Source organism: Rathayibacter sp. SD072, from assembly GCF_017355185.1.
Lineage (GTDB): Bacteria > Actinomycetota > Actinomycetes > Actinomycetales > Microbacteriaceae > Rathayibacter.
On the sequence record NZ_JADILJ010000053.1, the window covers coordinates 1 to 23476 of the forward strand.

Consider the following 23476-nt stretch of genomic DNA (forward strand, 5'->3'; position numbering starts at 1 on the left):
CGGCGGCGGCCGGAAGTGGTTCACGGGTGAACCGGATATACTTTACTCGTGAACGATCGAGAGAGTCCAGCCCGCGACGCCGTCGACGAGATCCGGGCCGGCTGGGCGATGCTGCGGCCCGAGCTCGACACCGAGGCGGTCGACGTGATCGGTCGGCTGATCCGCGCCTCGGCGCTCGTCGTGCGGGCGACGGAGGAGCGGCTCGCCGCCCACGGGCTCACCCGCGGCGAGTTCGACGTGCTGACGACGCTGCGGCGGGCGGGGGAGCCGCGGTCGCCGAGCGCGCTGAGGACCATCGGACTCGCCTCCGCTCCCGCGATCACGAAGCGGCTGCACGCGCTCGAGACGCGCGGGCTCGTCGTGCGCTCGGCGAACCCTGCCGACGGGCGGGGGGCGCTGATCGCGCTGACCGGGGGCGGCGTCGAACTGATCGACCGGGCGTTCCCCGAGGTGCTCGCGGTCGAGCGCGAGCTGCTGGCGGGCGTGTCCGCGGCGCAGCGCGCCGAGGCGGCGCGTTCGCTCCGCGCGGTGCTCGCGAGCGTGGAGTCGGCGCACGAGCGCTGAGCGGGCACGGCGTCCGCTCCGGCGCGCTCGCTACCGTGGGAGCATGCGCCTGACCTCCAGCTTCACTGTGGCCACCCGGCCGCCGCTGCTGCAGCTGGTCAAGACGGCCGTCGCCACCGTGGTCACGTGGGGTGTCGCGGCCGCGATCTTCCCCGGCACGCTGCCGGTGTTCGGCGCCATCGCGGCCCTGCTCGTCGTGGCGCCGAGCGTGAACCAGTCGTTCGCGAAGGCGCTCGAGCGCAGCGTCGGGGTGATCCTGGGCGTCGTCCTCGGCTCGGTCATCGGCACGCTCTTCGGCGGCGAGAGCGTGATCGTGCTGATCGCGATCGTCGCGGCGATCGCGGTGGGCTGGGCCGTGCGGCTGACGCCGGCGTCGGCGGTGCAGATCCCGATCAGCGCGATGCTCGTGCTCTCGGTGGGCGCCGTCACTCCGAACTACGCGTTCGACCGCATCGTCGAGACGCTGATCGGGGCGGCGGTCGGAGTCGTCGTCAACGGTCTCATCGTGCCGCCGGTGGTCCTCGGTCCGGCCGAGCGGGCGGTGGGCGACCTGACGGCCCAGGTCGCCGCGGCGCTCGACGACCTGGGCGACGCCCTGCAGACCCCGGTCGAGCGGCGGCGGCTCGACGAGCTGCTGATCAACGCGCGGCTGCTGCAGACGATGCAGCTGAAGGCCGAGGCCGCGATCGCCACCGGGGAGGAATCGCTGCGGCTGAACCCGCGCCGCTCCGCGCACCGCGACCGGCTCGAGGCGCTCGACTCCGTCACTCCGCGGCTCGCCAGGATCGTGACCCGAGTCCGCGGCATGACCCGGACCGTGCACGACCTGTACGACGTGCAGCTGGTGCGCGAGCCGACGATCTCGGACATCGCCGTGCAGCTGCACCGGGCGGCGCACGACCTGCGGCTGCTGGTGCAGTCGGCCGTGGACGTGCCCGAGCCGGAGGCGATCACGGACGAGCTGCCCGCGCTCACCGCGCCGCTCGTGATCGCGACGCCGCATCCGGAGCACTGGATCCTGGTGGGGGCGCTCGCCGAGGACCTGCGCCGGATCCGCGAGGAGATCGTGGGCGAGGAGTCCTGAGGCTCAGCCCGTTCAGCCCCTGTGCGCGTTCTCGGCGTCGTCGTCGCGCAGGGCTGCCGGATCGGTCGCCTCGGCGTGCTGGGTCTTGCCCTCGGCGATGAGCGAGTCGTCGTCGGTGAGGATGCCGACAAGCTCGGTCACGCGACCGCGGGCGGCGCCGAGCGGATCGGCGATCGGAGCGTCCTCCTCGGAGTGGTCGATCTCGTCGTCGGGGTAGCGCTTCAGCTCGGCCTCGCCGCGGTCGGGCTGCGGGGCGCGCGCGTGCTCGACGCAGAGCCGCGCCACCTCCTCGGCGTGAGCGTGCATGACGGAGTGCGCGGCCTCGGGGATCTCCCAGGCGCGGGCGAACGGCATCGACCCGGCCAGCTCCTCGATCCACTCCCGGGGCACGAGCCGGTCGTGCTCGCCCCGGATGAGGAGTGCGGACGCCTGGACGCGCGGCACCGTCCGCTCGATCGGGTAGTGCATCATCTCGGGAAGCACCCGCGAGAACCAGCGCGGGCCGCAGAGCAGGTAGGCGCCGGCGGCCAGCACGGCCACCCGCCGCGGCTCCCGGAGGCTCGACTGGGCGAAGCGGAGGCCCGCGATCGGGACCCGGCGCTCGTGCCTGTTCATCACGGGGCCCAGCAGCACGATCGTCGTGAGCTCGGGGCGCTGAGCGGCGAGCTCGGCGACGACCTGGGTGCCCATCGAGTGGCCGAGGACGACGGGATCCACGAGGCCGAGCTCGTCGATCACCCGGCCGACGAGCGCGGCGTAGTCGGGGATCGTCATGTGCCGGGCGTGCGGCGGGTGCGGGACGCCGCCGAAGCCGGGCAGGTCGAGGGCGTGCACCGGACCGAACTCGTTGAGCGCGGGCGCGAGGCGCTCGAAGTACGTGGCCGCGACTCCGATGCCGGGGACCAGGACGAAGGTGCGCTCGCCGGTGCGGCCGACGGTGCTGACCCGGGCCCAGACGTCCTCGTGGCGGACGCGCTGCACCGAGACGTCGGTGCGCTTGTAGCGGCGGCGCGGGTCGCGGCGACGGGACCGGGCGGTGGCGAACGCGTCGCGCAGACGGGAGCGGACGCCGAGGGCGACCGAGCGGAGGCTTCGGGGCACGGGCGCCTCCTTCGACGGCGTGGTGGTCGCAGTGAGCCTAGGGGCTCGCCGGAGCCCTCAGATGAGCATGTCCTCCGAACGGTGGAGGATCAGCCGCGCGGGACCCAGGTGGAGGACGCCGTTGCCCAGGGGCGCCGTGCGCACGCCGCCGCGTCGCCGCAGGGCCTGGTGGGCGCCGGGTGCTAGGGCGGTGTTCATCCACGCGCACGGGTTGGCCGGCCGGCCGCCCTGGAACTCGATGCGCTGATCGTCCTGCTCCAGCGCGAACGTGCGGCCCGCGAGGGCGTCGACGTCGGCGCCGCGGAGGGTGATGTTCCTGCGCGCGTCGGCCGGGTCGAAGGGCCCTGCTCCGAGTTCGGCGGCCGCGTGCTCGAGCGACTCGATCGCGAAGAGCGTGATCGCCGCGGTGCGGTGCGCCCGCTGGGCGAAGTAGCGGTCGCCGACGATGCCGAGGCCGGCGCGGATCTCGATCCGATCGGGCTGCTCGTTGCCCTCGAACGGGATCGGGCCGTCGGCGGGCCGGCCCTCGTAGCGGTGCAGCGGCGACACGACGAAGCGCAGGATCTCGATCGAGGCGGCTTCCATGCGCTCCACGCTACGCGGGCTCGACCCGCCGACGGCTCACGCGATGTACACGCCGTCGACCCGCCGCGGGACGCCCAGCGGGTTTCCCTCGCGCAGGGCGAGCGGCAGCAGGCGCTCCGGAGCGTCCTGGAACGCGACCGGGCGCTGGAAGCGGCGGACCGCCGTCGCGCCGACCGAGGTGTGCTGCGAGGTGGTCGCCGGCCACGGCCCCCCGTGCTGCTGCGCCCACGACACGGCCACGCCCGTCGGCCAGCCGGCGAAGAGCACCCGGCCGCTGCGGTCGACGAGGGCGTCGAGCACGGCGTCGACGTCGTCGTCGGTCTCGGAGTGGAGGGTGGCCGTGAGGGAGCCCTCGAGCCCGTCGAGCGCCGTCAGCAGATCGTCGCGGTCGCCGTAGCGCACGAGCAGCGTCGCCGGCCCGAACACCTCGGCGCCGAGCACGTCGCGCTGTGCGACGAACACGGCGCTGTCGACGGCGTACACACCGGGATCGCCGGCGCCGTTGGAGGCGCGCAACGTCTGCACGCCCGCGACCTCGGCCAGCGCGGTCGAGCCCTGGACGAACCCGTCGGCGATCGATCCGGTCAGCATGGTCGCGGCCGGCGCGGTGACGGCCGCGGGCAGTGCCTGCTCGAGAGCAGAGCCCTCCGGCACGAAGACGATGCCCGGCTTGGTGCAGAACTGGCCGACCCCGAGTGTGAAGGAGCCCGCGAGTCCAGTCGCGAGCTCGCCTCCGCGCGCCGCATCGGCCGCCGCGGTCACGACGACCGGGTTCGCGCTGCCCAGCTCGCCGAAGAACGGGATCGGAGCGGGTCGCGCGGCGGCACGGTCGGCCAGCGCCCGCCCACCGCGGACGGAGCCCGTGAACGCGGCGGCGGTGATGCCGGGGTGCTCGACGAGGTCGATCCCCTCCTGGTACCCCTCGACCATCCCGAAGACCCCGGTCGGCGCGCCCGCGGCAGCGAGCGCCTCCGTGACGATCTGCGCCACCCGCAGCGAGGTGCGCGGGTGACCCGGGTGCGCCTTCACGACGACCGGGCAGCCCACGGCGAGAGCCGACGCGGTGTCGCCGCCCGCCACCGAGAAGGCGAACGGGAAGTTCGACGCGGCGTACACCGCGACCGGACCCAGCGGCACGAGCACCCGCCGCAGGTCGGGCCGGGGCGGGGTGGTCGTGGCGTCGGCGTGGTCGACGACGGCCTCGAGGTACGAGCCCTCCTGCACGACCGACGCGAACAGCCGCAGCTGAGCGGTGGTGCGGGCGACCTCGCCGGGCAGCCGCGGTGAGCCCAGGTGGGTCTCGGCATCGGCGAGGGCGACGAGCTCGGTCGAGGCGGCGTCGAGGGCGTCGGCGACGGCGACGAGCCAGCCCGCGCGCTCGGCGTCGGAGGCGCGGCGGGCCGCGGGAGCCGCGATGACGGCCGCCCGGACGGCGGAATCCACGGCGCTCACGCGACCATCTCCCGCGCGGTCTCGAGCAGCCCGGAGAGCACCGACAGCTGCGCGGGCGACGGATCCACGAGCGGCGCACGCACCGAACCGACGTCGATCCCGCCGAGCCGGACTCCCGCCTTGATCAGCGAGACGGCGAAGCCCGGGGTCGTGTCGCGCAGCTGGATCAGCGGCGTGTAGAAGCCGTCGAGCAGGCGGCGCTGCGCGACGACGTCGCCGTCGCGGTAGGCGGCGTAGAAGGCGAGCGCGATGTCCGGCGCCATCGCGAAGACGGCGGAGGAGTAGAGCGGCACGCCGATCGCGCGGTACGCGGCCTGGCTGGCCTCGGCCGTGAGCAGTCCGTTGAAGAACTGCACGTCCTCCCGGCCGACGCGGGCGGCCAGATTCACGAACTGCTGGGCGAGCGCGATGTCGCCGACCCCGTCCTTGATGCCGACGAGGGTCGGCAGGGCGAGCAGGCGCTCGGCCGTGCGGAGGCTGAAGGCCGCGGTGCCGCGGTGATAGGCGATCAGCGGCAGCGAGGTCGAGGCGGCGAGCTGCTCGACGTAGCGTGCGACGCCCTCCTGCGGCCCTCGCACCAGGTACGGCGGCAGGATCAGCAGGCCGTCGACGCCGCTCTCCTCGGCCGCGCGGATGCAGGCGCGGGCGTGGCCGAGCGGGCCGCCGACTCCGGCGATCACGGGCACGCGGCCACCGGTGGCCTCGACGCCGACGCGCACCGTCTCGGCGTACTCGTCGATGCCGAGAGCGTGGAACTCGCCCGTCCCGCAGGCGATGAAGACGCCGCCGGCTCCGGCCGAGACCCCTCCGCCCACGTGCGCGGCCAGCGCTTCGACGTCGACGCGGTCGTGCTCGTCGAACGGGGTGACGGGGAAGAAGAGGACGCCGTCCAGGGCGCGGACGCCCCCGGGTGCCTCGGTGGTCGCGTCGGTCATCGGGGTGCTCCTCGTGAGGGTGGTCATCAGAACCTCGGCAGGGTGGGGTCGTAGGTGGGATCGATGCGGCGCATGTAGCCGGCGTCGTCGCGGCGGCTGCGACCCGACTCGAGGAAGACGCGGTGCTGGCGCTCGAGCGCCTCCTCGTCGAGCTCGACGCCGAGGCCGGGGCCCCTGGGCACGACGATGTCGCCGTCGACGATCTCGAGTGCTCCGGGCCGGACGACGTCGTCGCCCCGGTTCCACGGGTAGTGGGTGTCGCAGGCGTAGCTGAGCTCGGGGCTCGCCGCTGCCACGTGCGTCATGGCGGCGAGCGAGATGCCGAGGTGCGAGTTCGAGTGCATCGACATCCCGATGCCGAACGTCTCGCAGATCGCGCCGAGCTCGCGGGTGTGCCGCAGTCCGCCCCAGTAGTGGTGGTCCGAGAGCACGATCTGCACCGCGCCCTTCGCCACCGCCTCCGGGATGTGCTCGAACGCGACGACGCACATGTTGGTCGCGAGCGGGAGGCCGGCGCCCGGAGCGACCGCGGCCATGCCGTCGATGCCGAGGACCGGGTCCTCGAAGTACTCGAGCACGTCGCGCAGCTCGTCGGCGACGTGCAGGGCGGTCTCGACGGTCCACGCGCCGTTCGGGTCGATGCGGAGCGGATAGCCGGGGAACGCCTCGGCGAGCGCGCGGATCGCGGCGATCTCCTGCTCCGGGGCGAAGACGCCCGCCTTGAGCTTGATCGAGCGGAAGCCGTAGCGGTCGATCAGCTGCCGTGCCTGGCGGACGATGCCGTCGGGGTCGAGCGCCTCGCCCCACTCGTCGGCCGGGACGTCGCTCCCGCCGTCGAGATCGGGATGCGCCGCCCACTTGTAGAAGAGGTAGGCGCTGTAGGGCACGCGGTCGCGCGCCGCTCCGCCCAGGAGGTCGACGACGGGCAGGCCGACGAGGTGCCCCTGCGCGTCGTGGCAGGCCACCTCGACGATCGAGAAGACGGTGCGCTGCTCGCGCCGGGCCAGGTCGGGCTCGTCGTGCAGCAGGGCGGCGCTGATCGCGCGCTCGATGCCGACGAGGTCGAACACGCTGCGGCCGATGACGGCGGAGCGCACGCGCTGGAGCCGGTCGAGGACGACCGCTCCGCCCGTGCCCTCGCCGAGGCCGATCACTCCGCCGTCGACGACGAGCTGGAGGATCGTGCGCAGCGCGAGCGGCTCGTGCACGCCGTCGGAGTTGAGCAGCGGAGGATCGCGGAAGGCGATGGGGGTGATGAGGAGATCGCGGATGATCACGGCGGACTAGCCCTTCGTTGCGCCGGAGGTGATGCCACGGATCAGCGACTTCTGCATGAGCAGGTAGATGACCAGGCTGGGGAGGAGTGCGAGGAGCGCGCCGACGAGGAGGACGCCCGTGCCGACCTGCGCATCGACGCGCAGGATGCTCAGGGCGACGGTCAGCGTGTAGTCGTCCGGGGAGTCGGCGGCGATGAGCGGGAGCAGGTACTGGTCCCAGATCATCATGAAGCCGAAGATCGTCACGACGCCGAGCACCGGCGTGCACAGCGGCAGGATGATCTGCCACAGCATCCGGAGCTCGCCGATGCCGTCGAGGCGTGCGGCCTCCTCGATCTCGTCGGGGATCTCCTTCATGAACTCGGTCATGAGCAGGATCGAGAAGCCCCAGACGGCGACCGGGAGGATCACGCCGAACGGCGTGCCGCGGAGGCTGATGCCGAGCAGCGGCACGTCGCCGATGACCTGTGAGAGCGGCACGGCGATGACCTCCTCCGGCAGCATCATCGTGAGCAGGAACAGCAGCAGCACGAACGACTGACCGCGGAAGCGGTGCCGGGCGAGCGCGTAGGCCGCGAGGATCGACACCGCTATCTGCAGCACGAGGCCGCCGCCGACGATGACGAGCGAGTTGAGGAAGTAGCCCCACACGCCCTTCTCGCCCGCGACGCGGAACGGCTCGAGCGACGGGGAGGCCGGGAAGAGGCTGAGGCTCGTCGAGTCGGCGTTGGCGTCGAACGCGCCGGAGAGGATCGTGACGAACGGCACCGCGAAGATCACGACGACCAGCGCGCAGAGCACGAAGCGGACGACGTTGGAGACGGAGAAGCCCGGGCGCCAGCCGATCGCGCTGTCGAACTGCGTGTTCTGCGTGGTGCTGCGGGCTCGGCGGGGCGAGAGGGCGGTCACGGTGTCGCCTTCCGGTTCGTGAGCATGCGGACTCCGACGGTCAGGACCAGGGTCGCGACGAGGAGCAGGACGGACGCCGCCGAGGCGACTCCGAGGTCGTTGGCCTGGAACCCGAGCGAGTAGACCCGGGTCATCCAGACCTCGGTGCTGCCGGCCGGGCCGCCGCCGGTGAGCACGTACACCTCGGTGAAGGTGCGCAGGCTCCGGATGGCCGCGAGGGTGAGGACCACCGAGACCGCGGGACGCAGCGCCGGCAGCACGATGAAGCGCAGGCGCTGGCGCGTGCTCACCCCGTCGAGGGCGGCGGACTCGTAGAGCGTGCGGTCGATGCCGGTGAGTCCGGCCAGGATGATGACCATGTTGTAGGGGGCGCCGGTCCAGATGCCGACGACCGCGATGTAGCCCAGCGCCGTGGACGGATCGCTGAGGAACTGCTGCGGTGCGACTCCGACGAGCCCCAGCGCCTGGTTGAGGAAGCCCGACTCGGTCGGGAAGTAGAGGATGCGCCAGATCTCACCGACGACCGCGAGGGCCGTGACGACCGGGAGGAAGACGGCGGTGCGGACGAACCACAGGCGGCGGGCCTGGCCCTCCAGCAGGAGGGCGAGCACCGCGCCGAACACCAGCGCGCCGATCGTCTGCACGAGGCCGAGCACCACGGTGTGGCCGAGCGCGTCGCGGAACCGGCTGTCCGAGAGCACGCGGACGTAGTTGTCCGCGCCGACGAAGATGTCGCCGAGGAACGGCTGCACCTTCACGGTGCTCATCCGGAAGCCCTCGATCATCGGGTAGAACTTGAACACCAGCCCGAGGATCAGGCCAGGCGCCAGGAACGCCCAGGGGATCAGCGACCGGGCGGTCCAGGGGCGGCGGCGGGCCGCGGGCCGCCCGGCCCGGGAGCGCAGAGGCTCCCGAGCGGGCGGTCCCGCGACCGCGCCGGTGACGAGGGGGGCTGTCACTTCACGAGGTCCTGAGCCTCGAGCTGCGCCTGGAACTGCTCGTCGATGGTGGCGAGGCCCGCGGGGATGTCGCTGTCGCAGTCCGCGACCATCGCGTTCATGTTGTCGGCGAGGATCTGGCGGAACGCGGTGAAGTCGATGTTCCACGGGAACGTCTTGGAGTCGTTCGCGTAGTCCTCGGCCACGATGCTCCACCGGTCGTCGCCGGTCACCGCGGCGACGTCGACCTGGTCGTTGACGGGGAGGCGGACGACCGGCTGGGAGGTGACTCCGGCCGCGTTCGTCTCGATCTTCATCGCGATCTCCTGCGCCTCGGGCGTGATCAGGAACTCGGCCAGCTGCTTCTGCAGGTCGGCCTTCTCGGAGCTGGCGCCGAAGTAGATGTTCTCGCCCTCGGCGAAGGTGGTGCTGCCCTCGGGGCCGGAGGGCATCGGGATCACCTCGACGTTCTCGGCGCCCACCGCGGCGTCGAACGAGCTGATGTTGTAGGGGCCGGTGAGGTAGATGCCGGCGGTGCCCTGCGCGAAGAACGGTGTCTCGGCGGTGGTCAGGTTGACGGAGCCGGGGACGATGGTGCCCGGGGTGCAGAACTGGTCGCGGATGAAGGTCATCGCCTCCTCGGCCTCGGGGGAGTCGATGGCCGACGTGTAGGCGCCCTCGCCGTCCTCCTCGAGGATGTCGGCGCCTGCCTGCCAGAGGTACGAGTTGCCCCAGCGGGCGATGTAGCCGTTCTTGGCGCTGCCGGGGACGACCATGCCGTAGGTGTCGGCCTGTCCGTTGCCGTCGGGGTCCTGCGTCGCGAAGGCGTTCGCGAGGGCCGAGAGCTCGTCCCACGTGGTGGGGATCTCCAGGCCCAGCTTCTCGCGCCAGTCCTTCCGGATGATCGTGACGTTGGCCTGACGCGACCACGGCACTCCGTAGGTCGCGCCGTCCAGGCCCACGTTCTGCTCCCAGGTCTCGTCGGCGATGTCTCCCTGGCCCTCGATCGAGTCGCGCTCGATCGGGAGGATGAGGCCCTGCGCCACGTAGGTGCCGAGCGAGGACGCGTCGTTGATCAGCACGTCCGGGAGGTCCTTCTGCGAGGCGCGGGCCTGCAGCTGGGTGTCGAACTCGACGACGGGCTGGTAGTCGATCTCGACGCCCGTCTTCTCGGTGAAGGCGTCGAACACCATCTGGTAGGACGCGGCCGACTCCGCTGCGCTGCGGGTCCAGACCTCGAGGCTCTGCTCGCCCTCTGCGGCGTCGTCGGCGGGCTCGCTCGAGCAGCCGGCCACGGAGGCGACCAGGCCGGCCGCGAGGACCGCCCCGACGAGCCGCCGCGTTCGCATGGTGTTCTTCATCGAATCTCCATTCGCATATGCAAACCGTTCACATCCTTGTGAATGCGAGTGGTAGCGTATGTACACATAGACGACGCTGTCAATGCGGAGCGGACACCGCTCCCCGATCGAGACCAGGGAGTCAGGCGCATGCCGAACCGCATCCTCCTCACCGGCGCCGCGGGTGCCGCCGCCACGGGACTCCGGCCGCTGCTCGCCGCCCGGGGCCACCGAATCGTGCTGCTCGACATCGCGCCCGTGCCCGGGCCCCTCGCTCCGAGCGAGGCCGCGGTGCAGGGCAGCATCACCGACGCCGCGGCCCTCGACGCCGCCCTGGAGGGCGTCGACCTCGTCGTCCACCTCGGCGGGTTCTCCCGGGAGCGGCCGTGGCCCGACATCGCCGAGGTCAACATCGGCGGCACGCAGCTCCTGCTCGAGCGGACGCACCTCGCGGGAGTGACGCGGGTCGTGCTGGCTAGCTCGACGCACGCCGTCGGCTTCCACCCCGTCGGCACGCCGGTCGACACGATGCAGCCGCGCCCCGACACGTTCTACGGAGTGTCGAAGGCGGCGATGGAGTCGCTCGGCAGCGTCTACGCCGACCGCTTCGGCACGACCGTGGTCGCCGCGCGGATCGGCACGATCGAGGAGCGGCCCAGCGGGCTGCGCTCGCTCTCGACCTGGCTCTCCTTCGCCGACTTCGTGCGGCTGATCGAGGCGACGGCGACGACCGAGCGGCGCGGCTTCCACGTGGTCTGGGCGGTCTCGGCCAACACCCGCGGCTGGTTCCCGCTCGATGCGGGCCTCGCGATCGGGTACCGTCCCGAGGACGACGCCGAGCGCTTCGCCCCGGAGATCGAGGCGTCGACGCAGGGGGAGCCGCCCGTGTCCCACGGACTGATCGGCGGCGCGTTCGCGGATGACGAGCATCCGCTGGGAGGAGTCTGGTGAGCGAGCGCGACGAGGCGGGGGCGGCCGCCGTCCGGGCGGTGAAGTCGTCGGAGCGCACGCTCCGCCTGCTCGAGGTGCTCGCCGCGCACCCGGGGCCCCTCGCGATCACCGAGCTGCACCGGCTCACCGGCTACCCCCGCTCGAGCCTCCACCAGCTGCTGCACACCATGGCGGCGAGCGACTGGATCGCGATGACGGCCGACGGCGCCCACGCGGCCATCGGCTCCCGCGCCCTCATCGTCGGCACGTCGTACCTCGACCACGACCCGGCGCTGCCCTGGGCGGTCGCCGCCCTCGAACGGGTGCGCACGCAGGTCGGCTACACCGCGCACTACGCCCGGCTCACCGGCTCCGACGTGCTCTACCTCGCCACCCGCGAGGCCCAGGAGTCGCGTCGCCGGACGTCCCGCGTCGGCCGGTTCCTGCCCGCCCACGCCACCGCGCTCGGCAAGGCGCTGCTCAGCGAGCGCACGAGCGTCGAGCGGGCCGAGGCCCTCGGCGAGGGCGAGCTCGTGGCACTCACTCCGCACACGATCACCGACCGCGCGGCGCTCGGGACGCAGCTCGACGAGGTGCACGCCCGCCGCTACGCCGTGGAGCGCGAGGAGAACACGCCGGGCGTCTGCTGCATCGGCGTCCCCGTGCGGTACCGGATCCCCGCGACGGACGCGATCAGCGTCTCGATCCCGCTCGACCGCGCGGGCGACGACGAGATCGCGCACGTCGCCGAGACTGTGCGGGGCATCGCCGACGAGCTCGCGACGACCCTGCAGCGCTCGGGCGTGCGGTGAGTCCGCTCACCCGCTTCTGCGCCTACACGTGGGACCTCGACGACGATCCGGCCGCCGCCGACCGGGCGCTCGCCGCGGGGGCCTCGGGCGTCGCGATCGCGGCGGCGTACCACTCCGTCCGCGCCGCGACTCCGCTGCACCCCCGCCATCGCGTCGTCGACGCAGCGACCGCGGCCTTCTACCTGCCGGTGCGCCCGGAGGCGTGGGGTCGGCTCGTGCCCCGATCGGCCGCACCCTGGGCGGGCGAGCACGCGTTCGAGCGCGCCGCCGCGACCGCCAGCCGCGCGGGCTTGGCCGTCGAGGCGTGGGTGGTGCTGACGCACTCGTCGGTCCTCGGCGCCGCGCATCCCGAGCTCTGCGTGCGGAGCGCGGCCGACGACGTCTACCCCTACGCGCTCTGCCCGTCGCACGAGGACGTGCGCGCCTACGCGGTGTCGGTCGTGACCGAGACGGTGCTGCTCGGCGGCGTCGACACCCTCATGATCGAGGCGTGCGGGCCGCTGGGGCTCGGGCACCTCGGCCACCACGAGAAGACCGCGGGCGCCGACTGGTCCCGGGTCGACGAGGACCTGCTCTCGCTGTGCTTCTGCGGGGCGTGCCGGGCCTCGCTCCGCTCGCGCGGGGGCGATCCGGAGGCGCTCGCCGCGACGGTGCTCGCCGCCGTCGGCACAGGGGCGTCCAGGGTCGAGGACGCGCTGGGGGAGGCGGCGACGCTGCTGCTGGAGGTCCGCGACCACTCCCGCCGACTGCTCACCGCAGAGGTGACCGCCGCGTCCCGGGCGGCGGGAGCGCGGCGGCTGCTGTTCCACGCGCAGTCGGACCCGTGGGCGACCGGGCCGTTCGCGGCGCTCCTGGACACGCCGGGCGCCGACGGCGTCGTGCTCCCGGTGACCGATCTCGCGCTCGACGGAGGCGCCCGTCCGGCGGTGCCGCCGGGCGTCCGCGTCGGCGGCTACCTGCCCGTGCTCGCCCCCGTGGATCCGGAGGCGGTGCCCGGCTGGGCGGACCGGCTGCGCGATCTCGACGACCTGTACCTCTACCACCTCGGGCTCCTGTCGCAGCGGCGGCTGGACGCGGTGGCCGAGCTGACGGCGGGGCTGCGCGCGGGCGGATGACGGGCGCGCCGGTCTACGAGCGCTGAGCCTGCGCTCCGGAGAACACGACCCGGACCTCGGCGGTGTCGGCCTGCTCGCCGCATCCGATGCCGTTCGGCGCGCGGACGCCGCTCCACACGACCGGGTGGTCCGCGTCGAGCACCGTGCGGCCCGCGAAGTCGACGGCGCTGACCGCGATCTCGTCGGGCAGCTCCTGGCCGATGCCGAGGAGCCACGGTCCGCCCACGTTGTGCGTCCTGAAGTACTCGCGCATCTCGTCGTCCGCAGCGACGTCGGACGCCGTCGAGCAGGTGTCACCGGCGCAGACGGTGACATCGGCCACCTCCTGCAGCCCCGGACCGCTGCCGACCACGAGGACGGAGTTGTGCCAGTAGCTCTCGGCGCAGGAGATCCCGGCGGTGGTGCAGCCGCCCAGGGCGAGTACGAGCAGGAGCGCCGCACCCGATCCCGCTCCGCGCCCCATGCCTCCGACAGTAGGTCTTCCCGGCGTCCGGCGGCAGGCCTACAGTGAGCCGCGATCCCCGATCCTCTGGAGGCGCCGTGTCCCTCGTCCGCGTGCACAACTTCTCGGTCTCGCTCGACGGCTTCGGCGCCGGAGAGGGGCAGACGCTCGAGACGCCGTTCGGCCACGCCGGGCACCGGCTGATGGGCTGGGCCACGCGCACCCGCACCTTCCGCGACATGGGTCTGCCCGGTGACGGACCCGGCTCGCGCGGAGTCGACGACGCCCTCGCGAGCGGCTGGGGCGAGGGCATCGGCGCCGAGATCATGGGGCGGAACAAGTTCGGCCCCCAGCGCGGGCCGTGGGAGGACGAGGACTGGCGCGGCTGGTGGGGCGAGGACCCCGTCTTCCACACGCCGGTCGTCGTCCTGACGCACCATCCGCGCCCGGTCCTCGAGATGGCCGGGGGCACGAGCTTCCACTTCGTCGACGCCGACCCGGTGACCGCGCTGGCGAGGGCGCGCGAGCTGGCCGGCGGTCTCGACGTGCGGATCGGCGGCGGCGTCGCCACGGTGCGGCAGTTCCTCGAGGCGGATCTGATCGACCACCTGCACGTGGTCGTCGTGCCGATCGTGCTGGGCCGCGGCGAGCGGCTGTGGGACGGGCTCGAGGGGCTGGAGGAGCGCTCCGACATCGAGGCCGTGCCGTCGCCGTCCGGAGTGGTGCATCTCGTGATGGAGCGGAGGGCCCGGTAGCCGCGTCCCGACTACTCTGGAGAACCACATGGCATCCGACAGCGAACCCACCGTCATCCTCACCGATCCCCTCGAGGAGCGCCTGCGCGCCCAGATCGCCCGCGAGGGCGAGCGCACCGTCGCGCTGCGCTCCGCCGCCCTGCTCACGGGCGGCTACGAGGGGGAGTCCTTCCTCCTCGTGGTCGGCGGCGAGCACGCCGACGGCGTGCTCAAGGGCGCACCGTCGCTGTACTGGCCCGAGCTCTGGGGTGCCCGCGCGCTGCTCTACGTGTGGGACGACGAGGCGGCCGACGCCGTCGTCGCGGGTCTCGCCAACGCCTCGTGGCGGGTGCGCGAGATGTGCGCCAGGGTCTGCACCGAGCGCGTCCTCGGTGGTCAGAAGAAGCTCGCGCGCCTCACCACCGACGAGCACCCGCGCGTGCGGTCCGCGGGAGCGCGTGCGCTGCTCGCCGTGGCGACCGCGGGCATCCGCTCCGGACGCGACGAGAAGGGCGAGTTCGCGGCGAGCGTCGAGCAGACGCTCACGGCGATGCTCCGCGATCCCGACCGCGACGTGAAGCGCGCGGCGCAGCAGGCCATCGACTCCCTCCGGAGTGCGCGGGCCTGAGTCCCGGGGCTCGGAACAGGCCGACGCGCGGCGTCAGCCGCCGACGCTCGAGCCGAAGCCCGACTTGCCGGTCGAGCCGAAGCCGCCCGAGAGCGTCTGCTTCGAGCCGACGGTCGCGCCGGCGGGGGCCCTCTGCACGACGTCGGGCTGAGTCGCCCCGCGGGCGGCGAACCCTCCGCTGGTCACGGGCGCCCAGCTGGTCGCGCGCGTCGAGTTCCAGCGCGAGGACGCGAAGATGAGCGGACCGAGCCAGAAGCCGCCCGCGTAGTGGCCGCGGTACTCGTCGGTCGCCTCGCAGAGCTGCTCCGGATCGTCGGCGACCGTCTCGCCCTCGGCCTGCAGCTTCGCGATCTGCTCGCGGACGTCCGCCAGGCAGTCCTCGCGGCTCGCGTAGACGGGTCGCTCGGCGTTCTCGGGGATCACGTAGTCCTCGCCGTCGGCGCCGGTGGTGACGACTCCGTCCGTCGACGGATCGCCGGCGCTCAGCGCGACGGCCAGGCCGATCGCCCCGACCGCGACGACCCCGCCGATGATGAGGCCGCGGCGCTTGGAGGCGATGCCGCTGATGCCGACATCGCCCGAGCGGCGGCGGTCGGTGCGGGTGGTGCCGGCGGCGTCGTCGCCGTCGGGGCGGGCGTCGCGAGGACGGTCCTCGGGGTCGGTCATCGGGTCTCCTCGTCCTGCGGGCGGGCGTCGCGGGCGTCGTGGGGGCGGGCCTGCTCCCGGGGGCTGCCGAAGACGGGGTCCGTGCGCCCGCCCTCGATGTAGTGCGGCACGAACTCGGCGAGGTCGCCCGTGATGGGTCCGCTCGTCTCGCGGACGTCGATGCCGGCCGGGGTCTCGCCGACGATCCAGCTGCCGATCACGACCGTCTTCCCGTCGATGCGGGCGAGCTCGGCGCGGGCCTGGTGGATGAAGCCCTCCTCGCCGTAGGCGCCGCCGTTCTCGGCGACCACCGAGCCGTCGGCGTCGAGGACGGTGACGTTCGCCCCCTCGCGGCCCAGCCGCGGCTTGCGCACCTGGGCGGTGCCGACGAGCGGCTCGACGGAGGCGGGGAGCAGGTTGGGGTGCCCGCGGAACATCTCCCAGAGCACCACGAGCAGCTGCTTGTTGCTGAGCAGGAGCTTCCACGCGGGCTCGACCCAGCGGGTGCGCTCGCGCCGGTCGAGCAGGAGCCCGCCGAACTGCTCGCCGAGCATCCACTCCCACGGGTACAGCTTGAAGATGCGCCGGATCGGCTCGCCGTCGGCATCGACGAAGCCGGTGCCGTCGAGTTCGTAGCGGATGTCCTCGACGAAGATCAGCTTGGGGTCGAAGCCCGCCTGCGCCGCCGTCTCGGCCATGTAGGCGACGGTGTCCGCATCCTCGACGATCAGCTCGCCGTCGCCGGAGTCGCGCAGCGACGCGAGGTGCAGCCGGGCGCCCTCGTCCAGCGTCCAGCGCTCGAGCCGGAGGTGGCGCCACTGCTCGACGAGCTGCTCGTGCAGGCTGTTGAACTGGTCGGCGTCCGGGCCGTGCACGTCGATCAGCCACTGCCACTGCGCCGCGGCCGTCTCGACGAGCGAGGTCGGGGTGTCGGCGTTGAACTCGAGCAGCTTCACCGCGCCGCGGTCGTCGTAGGCGAGGTCGAAGCGCCCGTAGACGGTGGGGTCGTCCTCGTCCCAGGAGGTGCGGACGAGTTCGTGGAAGCGCTCGGGGATGCCGAACTCCGCGAAGCGGCCGGTGCGCACGATCTTCTCGCACGCCTCCATGCAGAGGTCGAACAGCTCCTTCGTCACGCCCTCGAGCAGGTCGATCTCGGCGGGGGCGAAGCTGTAGGCCGCGAGCTCGTTCCAGTAGGGCCGCCCGCCTTCCGAGGGGAGGTCGTAGAAGCTGAAGCCGACCTCGTCGAGGCGGGCGCGCCACTGGGGACGCGGGGCCGAGCTGTGTCTGCGCATGGTGTCCCGTCAGTGTACGTCCGGCCTCCGACAGCCAGGAGGGGTGGACTCCCGCCTCCCTGGAGCGCTCGGAACAGGGCACACTCGAGTGGTGCGCGATCGACGTCCGCTCCGCAGCGGGCGGCGCGCCCGTCCTCGTCCGACCCGACCGGAAGGCGGATCATGACCCCCGCACCCCGCATCGCCCCGCTCGACGGGCTCCGCGTGCTCGAGCTCGGCAACTTCATCGCGGCCCCCACGGCGGGCCGACTGCTGGCCGACTTCGGGGCCGAGGTGATCAAGGTCGAGAGGCCCGGCACCGGCGATGAGCTGCGCAAGTGGCGCCTGCACGCGGGCTCCGAGACGTCGATGCTGTTCCACACCATCAACCGCAACAAGAAGTCGATCACGCTCGATCTCCGCACCGAGGAGGGGCGGGACGCCGTGCGCCGGCTCGCCGCCGAGTGCGACGTCGTGCTCGAGAACTTCCGTCCGGGGACGATCGAGAAGTGGGGCATCGGGCCGGACGTGCTGAACGAGGCGAACCGCGACATCGTGATCGGGCGGATCTCGGCGTTCGGGCAGACCGGGCCCCTCTCCGAGCGCCCCGGGTTCGCGGCGGTCGCGGAGGCGATGGGCGGTTTCCGCGAGCTCGTGGGCGATCCCGATCGTCCGCCCGTCCGCGTCGGCGTCTCGATCGGCGACTCCATCGCGGGGCTCTACGCCGGCTACGGAGTGATGATGGCGCTGTTCCAGCGGCAGACCCGGCGGGCGGCCGGGCTCGGACCCGCTCCGCTCGAGGAGCGCGTGATCGATGTGGCGCTCAACGAGGCGATGTTCTCGATGATGGAGTCGCTGATCCCGGACTACCAGGCGCACGGCATCGTCCGCGAGCGCGTCGGCGGGCGGATGGAGGGCATCGCGCCGACCAACGCCTACTCGTGCTCCGACGGGTCGAGCATCGTCATCGCGGGCAACGGCGACGCCATCTTCCAGCGCTTCATGGAGATCATCGGCCGCGAGGACCTGGCCGCCGACGAGGGCCTGGCGACCAACGACCTGCGCTGGCAGCGCCGCGACGAGCTCGACGCCGCGATCGGCGCATGGACCGCGACGCGGACCTCCGCGGAGGCCCTCGCGATCCTCGACGAGAGCGGCGTCCCCTCCGGCCCGATCTACACGGCGGCCGACATCAGCTCGAGCGAGCAGTACGCCGCTCGCGACATGATCCAGAAGTTCGACGTCGAGACCGGGTCGGGCGTGATCGAGGGCGTCGGGTTCCCCGGCGTCGTCCCCGTGCTCGGCGGCCGGTCGCTCCCACTCCGCACACTCGCCCCCGCGCTGGGGCACGACACCGAGGAGGTCCTGGCCATGCTGCAGGGCGCCACCACCACCCGCACTTCCGGAGCGGGGGACGAGCGATGACCGCCCGCCTGCGCGACGTGACCCTCCGCGACGGACTGCAGCTCACGGGGCGGATGCTGTCGACCGAGCGCAAGGTGCGGCTCGCCCGCTCGCTCTTCGCGGCGGGGGTGCCCGAGCTCGAGATCGGCTCGATGGCGCGCGGTGACGTGGTGCCTCCGATGGCGAACACGCTCGAGGTGATCGAGGCGCTGACCCCCGAGGAGCTCGAGAGGAGCTGGGTGTGGGTCGCCACTCCGCGGCACATCGAGAAAGCCGCGGCCGCCGGGGCCCGCAACTTCCAGTACTGCTTCTCGGCCTCGGACTCGCACAACCGGGCGAACATCGGCCGCCCCACCGAGGCGAGCCTGGACGCCATGCCGGACGCCGTCGCGCTCGCCCACGGAGTCGGCGGGCGCATCCAGCTCTGCATCGCCACGTCCTTCACCTGCCCGTTCGAGGGCGAGGTACCGGAGGAGCGGGTGCTCGCGATCGCGAACGACGCCCGGGCCGAGGGTGCGGAGGACATCGTCATCTGCGACACGCTCGGACAGGCGCACCCCGGCCAGGTCGCGTCGCTCGTCTCGCGGGTCGTCGCCGAGACGCCCCCGCGCGAGATCGTCTTCCACGGGCACGACACCTGGGGCTCGGGAGTCGTCAACGCGCTGACCGCGGTGCAGGCCGGCGCGTCGGTCGTCGACGGAGCGCTCGGCGGCCTCGGCGGCTGCCCCTTCGCTCCGGGTGCCAGCGGGAACACCGCGACCGAGGACCTCCTGTTCGCGATGCGGCCGGAGTGGCTCGACACCGCGGCGTTCGCGGCGCTGGTCCGCGAGTCGGAGGACCTCCTGACCGATCTCGGCGAGGCGAACCGGTCGAAGGCGCGCCAGGGGGCCCGCTCGACCTCGACCGCGTTCCCGTGGGTGCTGGCCGAGGGCTGAGCGGCCTGGAACCTTCCCGGGAGCCGCGTCGCGTACCGGGAGGAGCCCGCTACGCTCATTAGTCAGCCAGCTGATCGATTGAGGAGCGACATGACCGCCGCAGAAGCCCCCACGCGCGCCGACCGGATCCGGCAGTCGATCGTCGCCGTGAGCGCCGGGCTCGCACTCGTCGGCTCGTTCATCGGCTCCGGTGCCGCCGGCGGGACGCAGATCGCCGACGCCGCGGGCGGCGCCCTGAGCGCCTCCTCGACGCCCGTCGCTCCGGACGGACCCGCCTTCGCGATCTGGAGCGTGATCTACACGGGGCTGATCGCCTACGCGATCTGGCAGTTCCTCCCCTCGCAGGCCGCGAGGATCCGCCATCGCCGACTCGGCTACTGGGCCGCCGCGAGCCTGCTGCTGAACGCCGCGTGGATCCTGGTCGTGCAGGCCGGACTGCTCGCGCTGAGCGTCGTGGTGATCGTCCTGCTGCTCGCGGTCCTCGCCCGGATCTTCGTGCTGCTGCGCAGGACGCGCACCGCGGGGGTCGTGGACGCGGTCGTCACCGACGGCACGTTCGGCCTCTACCTCGGCTGGGTCTGCGTGGCGACCGTCGCCAACGTCACGGCGGCGCTCGTGGGCGCAGGAGTCGGCAGCGCCGACGGTCCCGGCGCCTCGGCGTGGGCGGTCGTCGTGCTGGCCGTCGCCGCGCTGATCGGAGTGGCGCTCGCCGTGGCCGGCCGCGGTCGCCTCGCCCCGATGCTCTCGCTGTGCTGGGGGCTGGTGTGGGTGGCCGTGGGGCGGTTCGGCGGGGAGCTGGTGTCGGTGCCGGCGGGGATCGCGGCGCTCGCCGCAGCGGGCGTGGTGCTCGTGGTGACGGTGGCGGTGCGGTTCACCGCGGGGCGGCGCGTCGCGGCCTGACTGGAGCCCTCGACGGACAGTGTCGTGTCGATGAGGGAGGACGGCCGGTGAGGACGAGCAGCGTTCCCGCGACCTCGTGGACGGTGATGATCCGAGTGATCGGCCGGCAGCGCGTCAGCGTGTCGATCTCCGCCTCGGGATCGGTGGACAGGGCCAGGTCGTGCTCGTGAGCAGGGCCGACTCCTTCGTCCTGCACGGTGCGCGGACGGTCGACGCGTCCGGCGTCGTGCCGGACGCATGGCTGCTCATCGAGGACGGCGTCATCGCGGCGGCGGGCCGCGGCGGTCAGTGGCCGCGACGGCCGGGCCACGACGTCGTCGACGCGCGCGGCCTCACGGCGACCCCGGGGTTCCTCGACCTCCACGTGCACGGGGGAGCGGGCGAGTCCTTCGAGGACGGAGCCGACGCGATCCGCGCCGCGCTGCGTCTGCACCGCTCGAGGGGCACGACCCGCTCGCTCGTCAGCCTCGTCTCGCAGCCGATCGAGGTGCTCGAGGAGTCGCTCGCGATGGTCGCCGCCCTCGCCGCCGAGGATCGGCTCGTGCTCGGCGCGCACCTGGAGGGCCCCTTCCTCGCGCCGTCGCGTCGCGGCGCCCACGACCCCTCCGCCCTCACCGCGCCCGATGACGAGTCGGTCTCCCGGCTCCTGGACGCGGCGGGCGGCACGCTCCGTCAGATCACGCTCGCTCCCGAGCTCCCGGGTGCGGCGGCCGCGATCGAGCGCTTCACCGCGGCCGGAGTCGTGGTGGCCGTCGGTCACACGGCGACGGACGCCGAGGGCGCGCGAGCGGCCTTCGATCGCGGCGCGACACTGCTGACCCACGCCTTCAACGCGATGCCCGGGATCCACCACCGCGATCCGGGGCCCGTGGTCGCCGCCTTCGAGGACGAGCGGGTGACCCTGGAGATCGTCCTCGACGGCGAGCACGTCGATCCGCGCGTCGCCGCCCTGGCCTTCCGCGCGGCCCCGGGCCGGATCGCGCTCGTCACCGACGCGATGGCGGCGGCAGGTTCGGCAGACGGGTCGTACCGCCTGGGCGCGCTGGACGTCGACGTCTCAGGAGGACGGGCCGTCCTCCGCGGCTCGAGCACGCTCGCCGGCTCCACCCTGACGCAGGACCGGGCGCTGCGGATCGGCCTCGCCGCCGGCCTTGACGAGGCGAGCCTCGTCTCGGCGCTGACCGCGGCACCCGCGAGGGTGCTGGGCCGCGCCGATCTCGGGTCTCTCGCGCCGGGGTCCCGCGCGGACGTCGTGCTGCTGGACGCGGCGTCGGAGGTCCGCGCCGTGTGGGCGGAGGGGCGGCGCGTGGACGGTCGCTGAGGGCGGTGCCTCCGGCGTGCTCGCCGCGTCGTCACGGGCGGCAGGCCGTCCTCCTCCGCCGGTCGACGGGACTGCCGCGTCTGCGGTCGCAGCGCGGGACCGTCCGCCGCTCCGGCGACCCTCCGTCCGTCAGTTCTTCGGGGAACCGGGACGCTGGTTCACGGTCACGGTGACGGGATCGCTCGCCGAGACGTTGCCCGCGGCATCGGTCGCGCGGGCGGTCAGCGGGTAGGTCCCCTGGATGCCGGCGGTCCTCGTCCTCCACGACCAGGTGGTCTCGTCGGTCTGGACGGCGTCGCCGACCTTCAGGCTGCCGACGTAGAACGTCACGGCGGTGACCCCGGTGTCGTCGGTGGCGGTGACCGTCGCGGTCGTCGTGCCGCTGATCTGGGCGCCGGACTCGGGCGAGGTGATCGCGACCGCAGGAGCGGTGGTGTCGGCGACGGGCGCCTCGGGCTCGGCGGGTGCGTCGGGCCGCGGTCGGGGGGGGCGTCGGAGCCGCCGTCGGCGTCGGTCGCGGGGAGGCGGTCGCGGTCGGCGTCGGGGTGGCGGACGCCGTCGAGGTCGGCGTGGACGTGGGCGTCGGGGTGGGCGAGGGCTCGGGGAGCTCGACACCGTCCCAGATGCTGCTGAGGTACTTCCCGGTCGGCCGGGTGCTGACCTCGTCGAGGTCGGCGGCGGTCGTCGAGGAGAGCGTCTCGTCGACGGTGAAGCCGCCCTTCGCGGCGGTCTTGCCGGGAAGGCTCGTGCGGGTGTTCACGACGCTGTCCCAGGCGGGCTGGAGCGATCCGATGAACGTCGAGTCGGAGGCGTCGACGTTGCCGCCGCCGGACCCCTGGACGGCGCTGAGGCTGCCCGGTCCGTTGACGGCTCCGTCGAAGCCGGCGCCGCCGGGGAGGAAGGGGTAGCGCTGGGTGGTGACGGAGCCGCCGACCACGTAGGACTCCTCGAACGCGACGTTCCTGACCCCTCCGATGATGACGGCGCTGTTGTTCGAGCTGAACACGACGGTGTCCCTCACGGTCACCTGTCCGGTCACGCCGCCGCCCTCGATCTGGAGGCTGTCGGTGTGCGGGCGGGCCGCGTCGTCGCCGCCGTACGGCTGGTCGACGTAGAACGACGGGGCGATGTAGCCGCCCTCGACCAGCACGTCCTTCATCGCATCGGGCGCGTACGCCTTGATCTGCGCCGAGTCGGAGTTCTTCACCGTGGAGTCGGGCTCGACGACCTCGATGAGCTCCACGTCGCGCACGGGGACTCCCGCGGAGGCGCTGAGGCCGAGCCAGTTCTCGTTGATGCGCAGCCACGCGAACGACGAGTGGGTCGCGCCCTTGACGTCGAGCGCGTCGATGTCGAAGCGCATGAGCGTGATGCCCGTCACGTCGCGGAGCGCCCAGCTGCCTCCGGTGACCGACTGGAAGCCGTCGCGCGCGGTGATCAGGACCTTGGCGCTCCCGGTGTTCGTGTAGCCGTTGAGCGCCGACAGGTCGTCGATGCGCCCCGGCGCCACCCTGATGACGACGCCCGCCGCGATCTCGCGCGACGTCAGGGCGTCGAGCGCCTCCCGGATCGCCGGACCCGACGCCTCGACGTCGACGACGACGTGGTCGGAGGACGCGGTGCGGATGTCGGGGGTGTCCGACGGGTAGTGCGTGCCGTCGGGCCCGTAGGTCGAGCCGGCCGCGGCGGCCGGAGCGACCTGGAACGATGCCGCCGTGACGGCGATCCCCGCTGCAGCGACGACCGCGAGGATGCGCACGAGGTGCGTCTTCGTCCGCCACGCCGATCCCGCCGACTCTCGTGCCCGGCGCAGAGCATCCGTGGTCGCGGTCCGCGGCTGCTCGGTGCAGGAGGGGGTGGCTCTGGCCATGGGGAGTGTCGTCCGATCGACTCGTGCTGCGGGGGAGGGGTGCCCGGAGCACGTCGCGGCGGAGGCCTCGAAACGCTGAACGGACCGGGCTCCTCCCGTCGAGGACGGAGCTCCGGCTGTACGCGTCAGTGCGTTCCGAGCGGATGGTGCGGTGAACGACGGGTACCGCTGCTGCTTCGCGGCAGAGCGGGACTGGGGACCGTCGGGTTCGGTCTTGCAGGGTCGGGGGTGATCGCCACGGTAGTACCCATTCGCACATCGCCGGGCTATGGAGTTTGCTTCTT

The 23476-nt window shown here is 73.0% G+C and carries 23 protein-coding genes; 11 read left to right on the forward strand and 12 right to left on the reverse strand.

What is annotated here, in order from left to right:
• Positions 1-48 precede the first annotated feature (48 nt).
• Together IOC53_RS16240 and IOC53_RS16245 are read left to right on the forward strand one after the other, a co-directional pair.
• Complete coding sequence (locus IOC53_RS16240) at positions 49-564, forward strand: MarR family winged helix-turn-helix transcriptional regulator (RefSeq protein WP_207407335.1); 516 nt, start codon at positions 49-51, stop codon at positions 562-564.
• A gap of 43 nt (positions 565-607) precedes the next feature.
• Positions 608-1648, forward strand: a complete 1041-nt coding sequence (locus IOC53_RS16245; protein WP_207407336.1) for an aromatic acid exporter family protein — start codon at positions 608-610, stop codon at positions 1646-1648.
• 12 nt (positions 1649-1660) lie between these two features.
• On the opposite strand, the gene IOC53_RS16250 is transcribed toward IOC53_RS16245, so the two are convergent.
• Genes IOC53_RS16250 through IOC53_RS16285 form a run of 8 tightly spaced genes read right to left on the reverse strand, consistent with a single transcriptional unit; the run spans position 1661 to position 10206 of the window.
• Positions 1661-2749 (reverse strand): alpha/beta fold hydrolase, encoded by a 1089-nt coding sequence (locus IOC53_RS16250; RefSeq protein WP_207407339.1) that lies wholly within the window; start codon positions 2747-2749, stop codon positions 1661-1663.
• Positions 2750-2806: 57 nt separating this feature from the next.
• Entirely contained in the window at positions 2807-3334 is a 528-nt protein-coding gene (locus tag IOC53_RS16255; RefSeq protein WP_207407341.1) for an MOSC domain-containing protein, read from the reverse strand.
• 36 nt (positions 3335-3370) lie between these two features.
• A complete protein-coding gene (locus IOC53_RS16260; protein WP_207407343.1) occupies positions 3371-4786 on the reverse strand; it encodes an aldehyde dehydrogenase family protein in 1416 nt (471 codons plus the stop codon).
• Complete coding sequence (locus IOC53_RS16265) at positions 4783-5721, reverse strand: 5-dehydro-4-deoxyglucarate dehydratase (protein ID WP_207407345.1); 939 nt, start codon at positions 5719-5721, stop codon at positions 4783-4785. The genes IOC53_RS16260 and IOC53_RS16265 overlap by 4 nt, the downstream gene beginning before the upstream one ends.
• A gap of 26 nt (positions 5722-5747) precedes the next feature.
• Positions 5748-6998, reverse strand: a complete 1251-nt coding sequence (locus IOC53_RS16270) for a glucarate dehydratase family protein (protein WP_207407347.1) — start codon at positions 6996-6998, stop codon at positions 5748-5750.
• A 6-nt stretch (positions 6999-7004) separates the two neighbouring features.
• Positions 7005-7907, reverse strand: coding sequence for a carbohydrate ABC transporter permease (locus IOC53_RS16275; RefSeq protein ID WP_207407350.1), 903 nt, complete (start codon positions 7905-7907; stop codon positions 7005-7007).
• A complete protein-coding gene (locus tag IOC53_RS16280; protein WP_307786230.1) occupies positions 7904-8866 on the reverse strand; it encodes a sugar ABC transporter permease in 963 nt (320 codons plus the stop codon). The genes IOC53_RS16275 and IOC53_RS16280 overlap by 4 nt, the downstream gene beginning before the upstream one ends.
• Positions 8863-10206 carry a sugar ABC transporter substrate-binding protein gene (locus tag IOC53_RS16285; protein ID WP_207407352.1) on the reverse strand — a complete coding sequence of 448 codons (1344 nt, stop codon included), beginning with the start codon at positions 10204-10206 and terminating at the stop codon, positions 8863-8865. Before IOC53_RS16285 ends, IOC53_RS16280 begins: the two co-directional genes overlap by 4 nt.
• A gap of 129 nt (positions 10207-10335) precedes the next feature.
• Between IOC53_RS16285 and IOC53_RS16290 the strand changes: the two genes are divergently transcribed.
• The 3 genes from IOC53_RS16290 to IOC53_RS16300 are packed head-to-tail and all read left to right on the forward strand — an operon-like array spanning position 10336 to position 13042.
• Positions 10336-11136: an NAD(P)-dependent oxidoreductase gene (locus tag IOC53_RS16290; protein ID WP_207407354.1), complete on the forward strand. Its 801-nt coding sequence runs from the start codon at positions 10336-10338 to the stop codon at positions 11134-11136.
• Positions 11133-11927, forward strand: coding sequence for an IclR family transcriptional regulator (locus tag IOC53_RS16295; RefSeq protein WP_207407356.1), 795 nt, complete (start codon positions 11133-11135; stop codon positions 11925-11927). The genes IOC53_RS16290 and IOC53_RS16295 overlap by 4 nt, the downstream gene beginning before the upstream one ends.
• Complete coding sequence (locus IOC53_RS16300) at positions 11924-13042, forward strand: hypothetical protein (RefSeq protein WP_207407358.1); 1119 nt, start codon at positions 11924-11926, stop codon at positions 13040-13042. Before IOC53_RS16295 ends, IOC53_RS16300 begins: the two co-directional genes overlap by 4 nt.
• 13 nt (positions 13043-13055) lie before the next feature.
• Here the strand turns inward: IOC53_RS16300 and IOC53_RS16305 are convergent, their stop codons facing one another.
• Entirely contained in the window at positions 13056-13505 is a 450-nt protein-coding gene (locus tag IOC53_RS16305; protein ID WP_207407361.1) for a hypothetical protein, read from the reverse strand.
• A gap of 77 nt (positions 13506-13582) precedes the next feature.
• Here IOC53_RS16305 and IOC53_RS16310 point away from each other — a divergent pair, with 77 nt between their 5' ends.
• Positions 13583-14239 (forward strand): dihydrofolate reductase family protein, encoded by a 657-nt coding sequence (locus IOC53_RS16310; RefSeq protein ID WP_207407362.1) that lies wholly within the window; start codon positions 13583-13585, stop codon positions 14237-14239.
• A 28-nt stretch (positions 14240-14267) separates the two neighbouring features.
• Complete coding sequence (locus tag IOC53_RS16315) at positions 14268-14846, forward strand: HEAT repeat domain-containing protein (RefSeq protein WP_242683438.1); 579 nt, start codon at positions 14268-14270, stop codon at positions 14844-14846.
• Positions 14847-14879: 33 nt separating this feature from the next.
• Here IOC53_RS16315 and IOC53_RS16320 read toward each other — a convergent pair whose 3' ends face one another.
• Together IOC53_RS16320 and IOC53_RS16325 are read right to left on the reverse strand one after the other, a co-directional pair.
• Complete coding sequence (locus IOC53_RS16320; protein ID WP_207407363.1) at positions 14880-15512, reverse strand: hypothetical protein; 633 nt, start codon at positions 15510-15512, stop codon at positions 14880-14882.
• Positions 15509-16783, reverse strand: a complete 1275-nt coding sequence (locus IOC53_RS16325; protein WP_207407364.1) for a glutathionylspermidine synthase family protein — start codon at positions 16781-16783, stop codon at positions 15509-15511. Before IOC53_RS16325 ends, IOC53_RS16320 begins: the two co-directional genes overlap by 4 nt.
• 162 nt (positions 16784-16945) lie before the next feature.
• Between IOC53_RS16325 and IOC53_RS16330 the strand changes: the two genes are divergently transcribed.
• The 4 genes from IOC53_RS16330 to nagA all read left to right on the forward strand — a co-directional run bounded on the left by IOC53_RS16330 (position 16946) and on the right by nagA (position 21322).
• A complete protein-coding gene (locus IOC53_RS16330; RefSeq protein WP_207407365.1) occupies positions 16946-18187 on the forward strand; it encodes a CaiB/BaiF CoA-transferase family protein in 1242 nt (413 codons plus the stop codon).
• The gene (locus tag IOC53_RS16335) at positions 18184-19101 is read left to right on the forward strand and encodes a hydroxymethylglutaryl-CoA lyase (RefSeq protein WP_207407366.1); all 918 of its coding nucleotides are present in this window, start codon (positions 18184-18186) and stop codon (positions 19099-19101) included. The genes IOC53_RS16330 and IOC53_RS16335 overlap by 4 nt, the downstream gene beginning before the upstream one ends.
• A gap of 90 nt (positions 19102-19191) precedes the next feature.
• Complete coding sequence (locus IOC53_RS16340) at positions 19192-20001, forward strand: tryptophan-rich sensory protein (protein ID WP_207407367.1); 810 nt, start codon at positions 19192-19194, stop codon at positions 19999-20001.
• A gap of 166 nt (positions 20002-20167) precedes the next feature.
• Positions 20168-21322 (forward strand): N-acetylglucosamine-6-phosphate deacetylase, encoded by a 1155-nt coding sequence (gene nagA, locus IOC53_RS16345; protein ID WP_207407368.1) that lies wholly within the window; start codon positions 20168-20170, stop codon positions 21320-21322.
• A gap of 129 nt (positions 21323-21451) precedes the next feature.
• Here nagA and IOC53_RS19680 read toward each other — a convergent pair whose 3' ends face one another.
• Positions 21452-21937 carry an Ig-like domain-containing protein gene (locus IOC53_RS19680; protein WP_207407373.1) on the reverse strand — a complete coding sequence of 162 codons (486 nt, stop codon included), beginning with the start codon at positions 21935-21937 and terminating at the stop codon, positions 21452-21454.
• Positions 21938-23476: the final 1539 nt, after the last annotated feature.

Excerpts from the sequence above, each read along its gene's own strand:
- IOC53_RS16245 (WP_207407336.1), top strand. The coding sequence starts at position 608 with ATGCGCCTGACCTCCAGCTTCACTGTGGCCACCCGGCCGCCGCTGCTG.
- IOC53_RS16255 (WP_207407341.1), bottom strand. The coding sequence starts at position 3,334 with ATGGAAGCCGCCTCGATCGAGATCCTGCGCTTCGTCGTGTCGCCGCTG.
- IOC53_RS16265 (WP_207407345.1), bottom strand. The coding sequence starts at position 5,721 with ATGACCGACGCGACCACCGAGGCACCCGGGGGCGTCCGCGCCCTGGAC.
- IOC53_RS16285 (WP_207407352.1), bottom strand. The coding sequence starts at position 10,206 with ATGAAGAACACCATGCGAACGCGGCGGCTCGTCGGGGCGGTCCTCGCG.
- IOC53_RS16290 (WP_207407354.1), top strand. The coding sequence starts at position 10,336 with ATGCCGAACCGCATCCTCCTCACCGGCGCCGCGGGTGCCGCCGCCACG.
- IOC53_RS16305 (WP_207407361.1), bottom strand. The coding sequence starts at position 13,505 with ATGGGGCGCGGAGCGGGATCGGGTGCGGCGCTCCTGCTCGTACTCGCC.
- IOC53_RS16315 (WP_242683438.1), top strand. The coding sequence starts at position 14,268 with ATGGCATCCGACAGCGAACCCACCGTCATCCTCACCGATCCCCTCGAG.
- IOC53_RS16320 (WP_207407363.1), bottom strand. The coding sequence starts at position 15,512 with ATGACCGACCCCGAGGACCGTCCTCGCGACGCCCGCCCCGACGGCGAC.
- IOC53_RS16325 (WP_207407364.1), bottom strand. The coding sequence starts at position 16,783 with ATGCGCAGACACAGCTCGGCCCCGCGTCCCCAGTGGCGCGCCCGCCTC.
- IOC53_RS16330 (WP_207407365.1), top strand. The coding sequence starts at position 16,946 with ATGACCCCCGCACCCCGCATCGCCCCGCTCGACGGGCTCCGCGTGCTC.
- IOC53_RS16335 (WP_207407366.1), top strand. The coding sequence starts at position 18,184 with ATGACCGCCCGCCTGCGCGACGTGACCCTCCGCGACGGACTGCAGCTC.
- IOC53_RS16340 (WP_207407367.1), top strand. The coding sequence starts at position 19,192 with ATGACCGCCGCAGAAGCCCCCACGCGCGCCGACCGGATCCGGCAGTCG.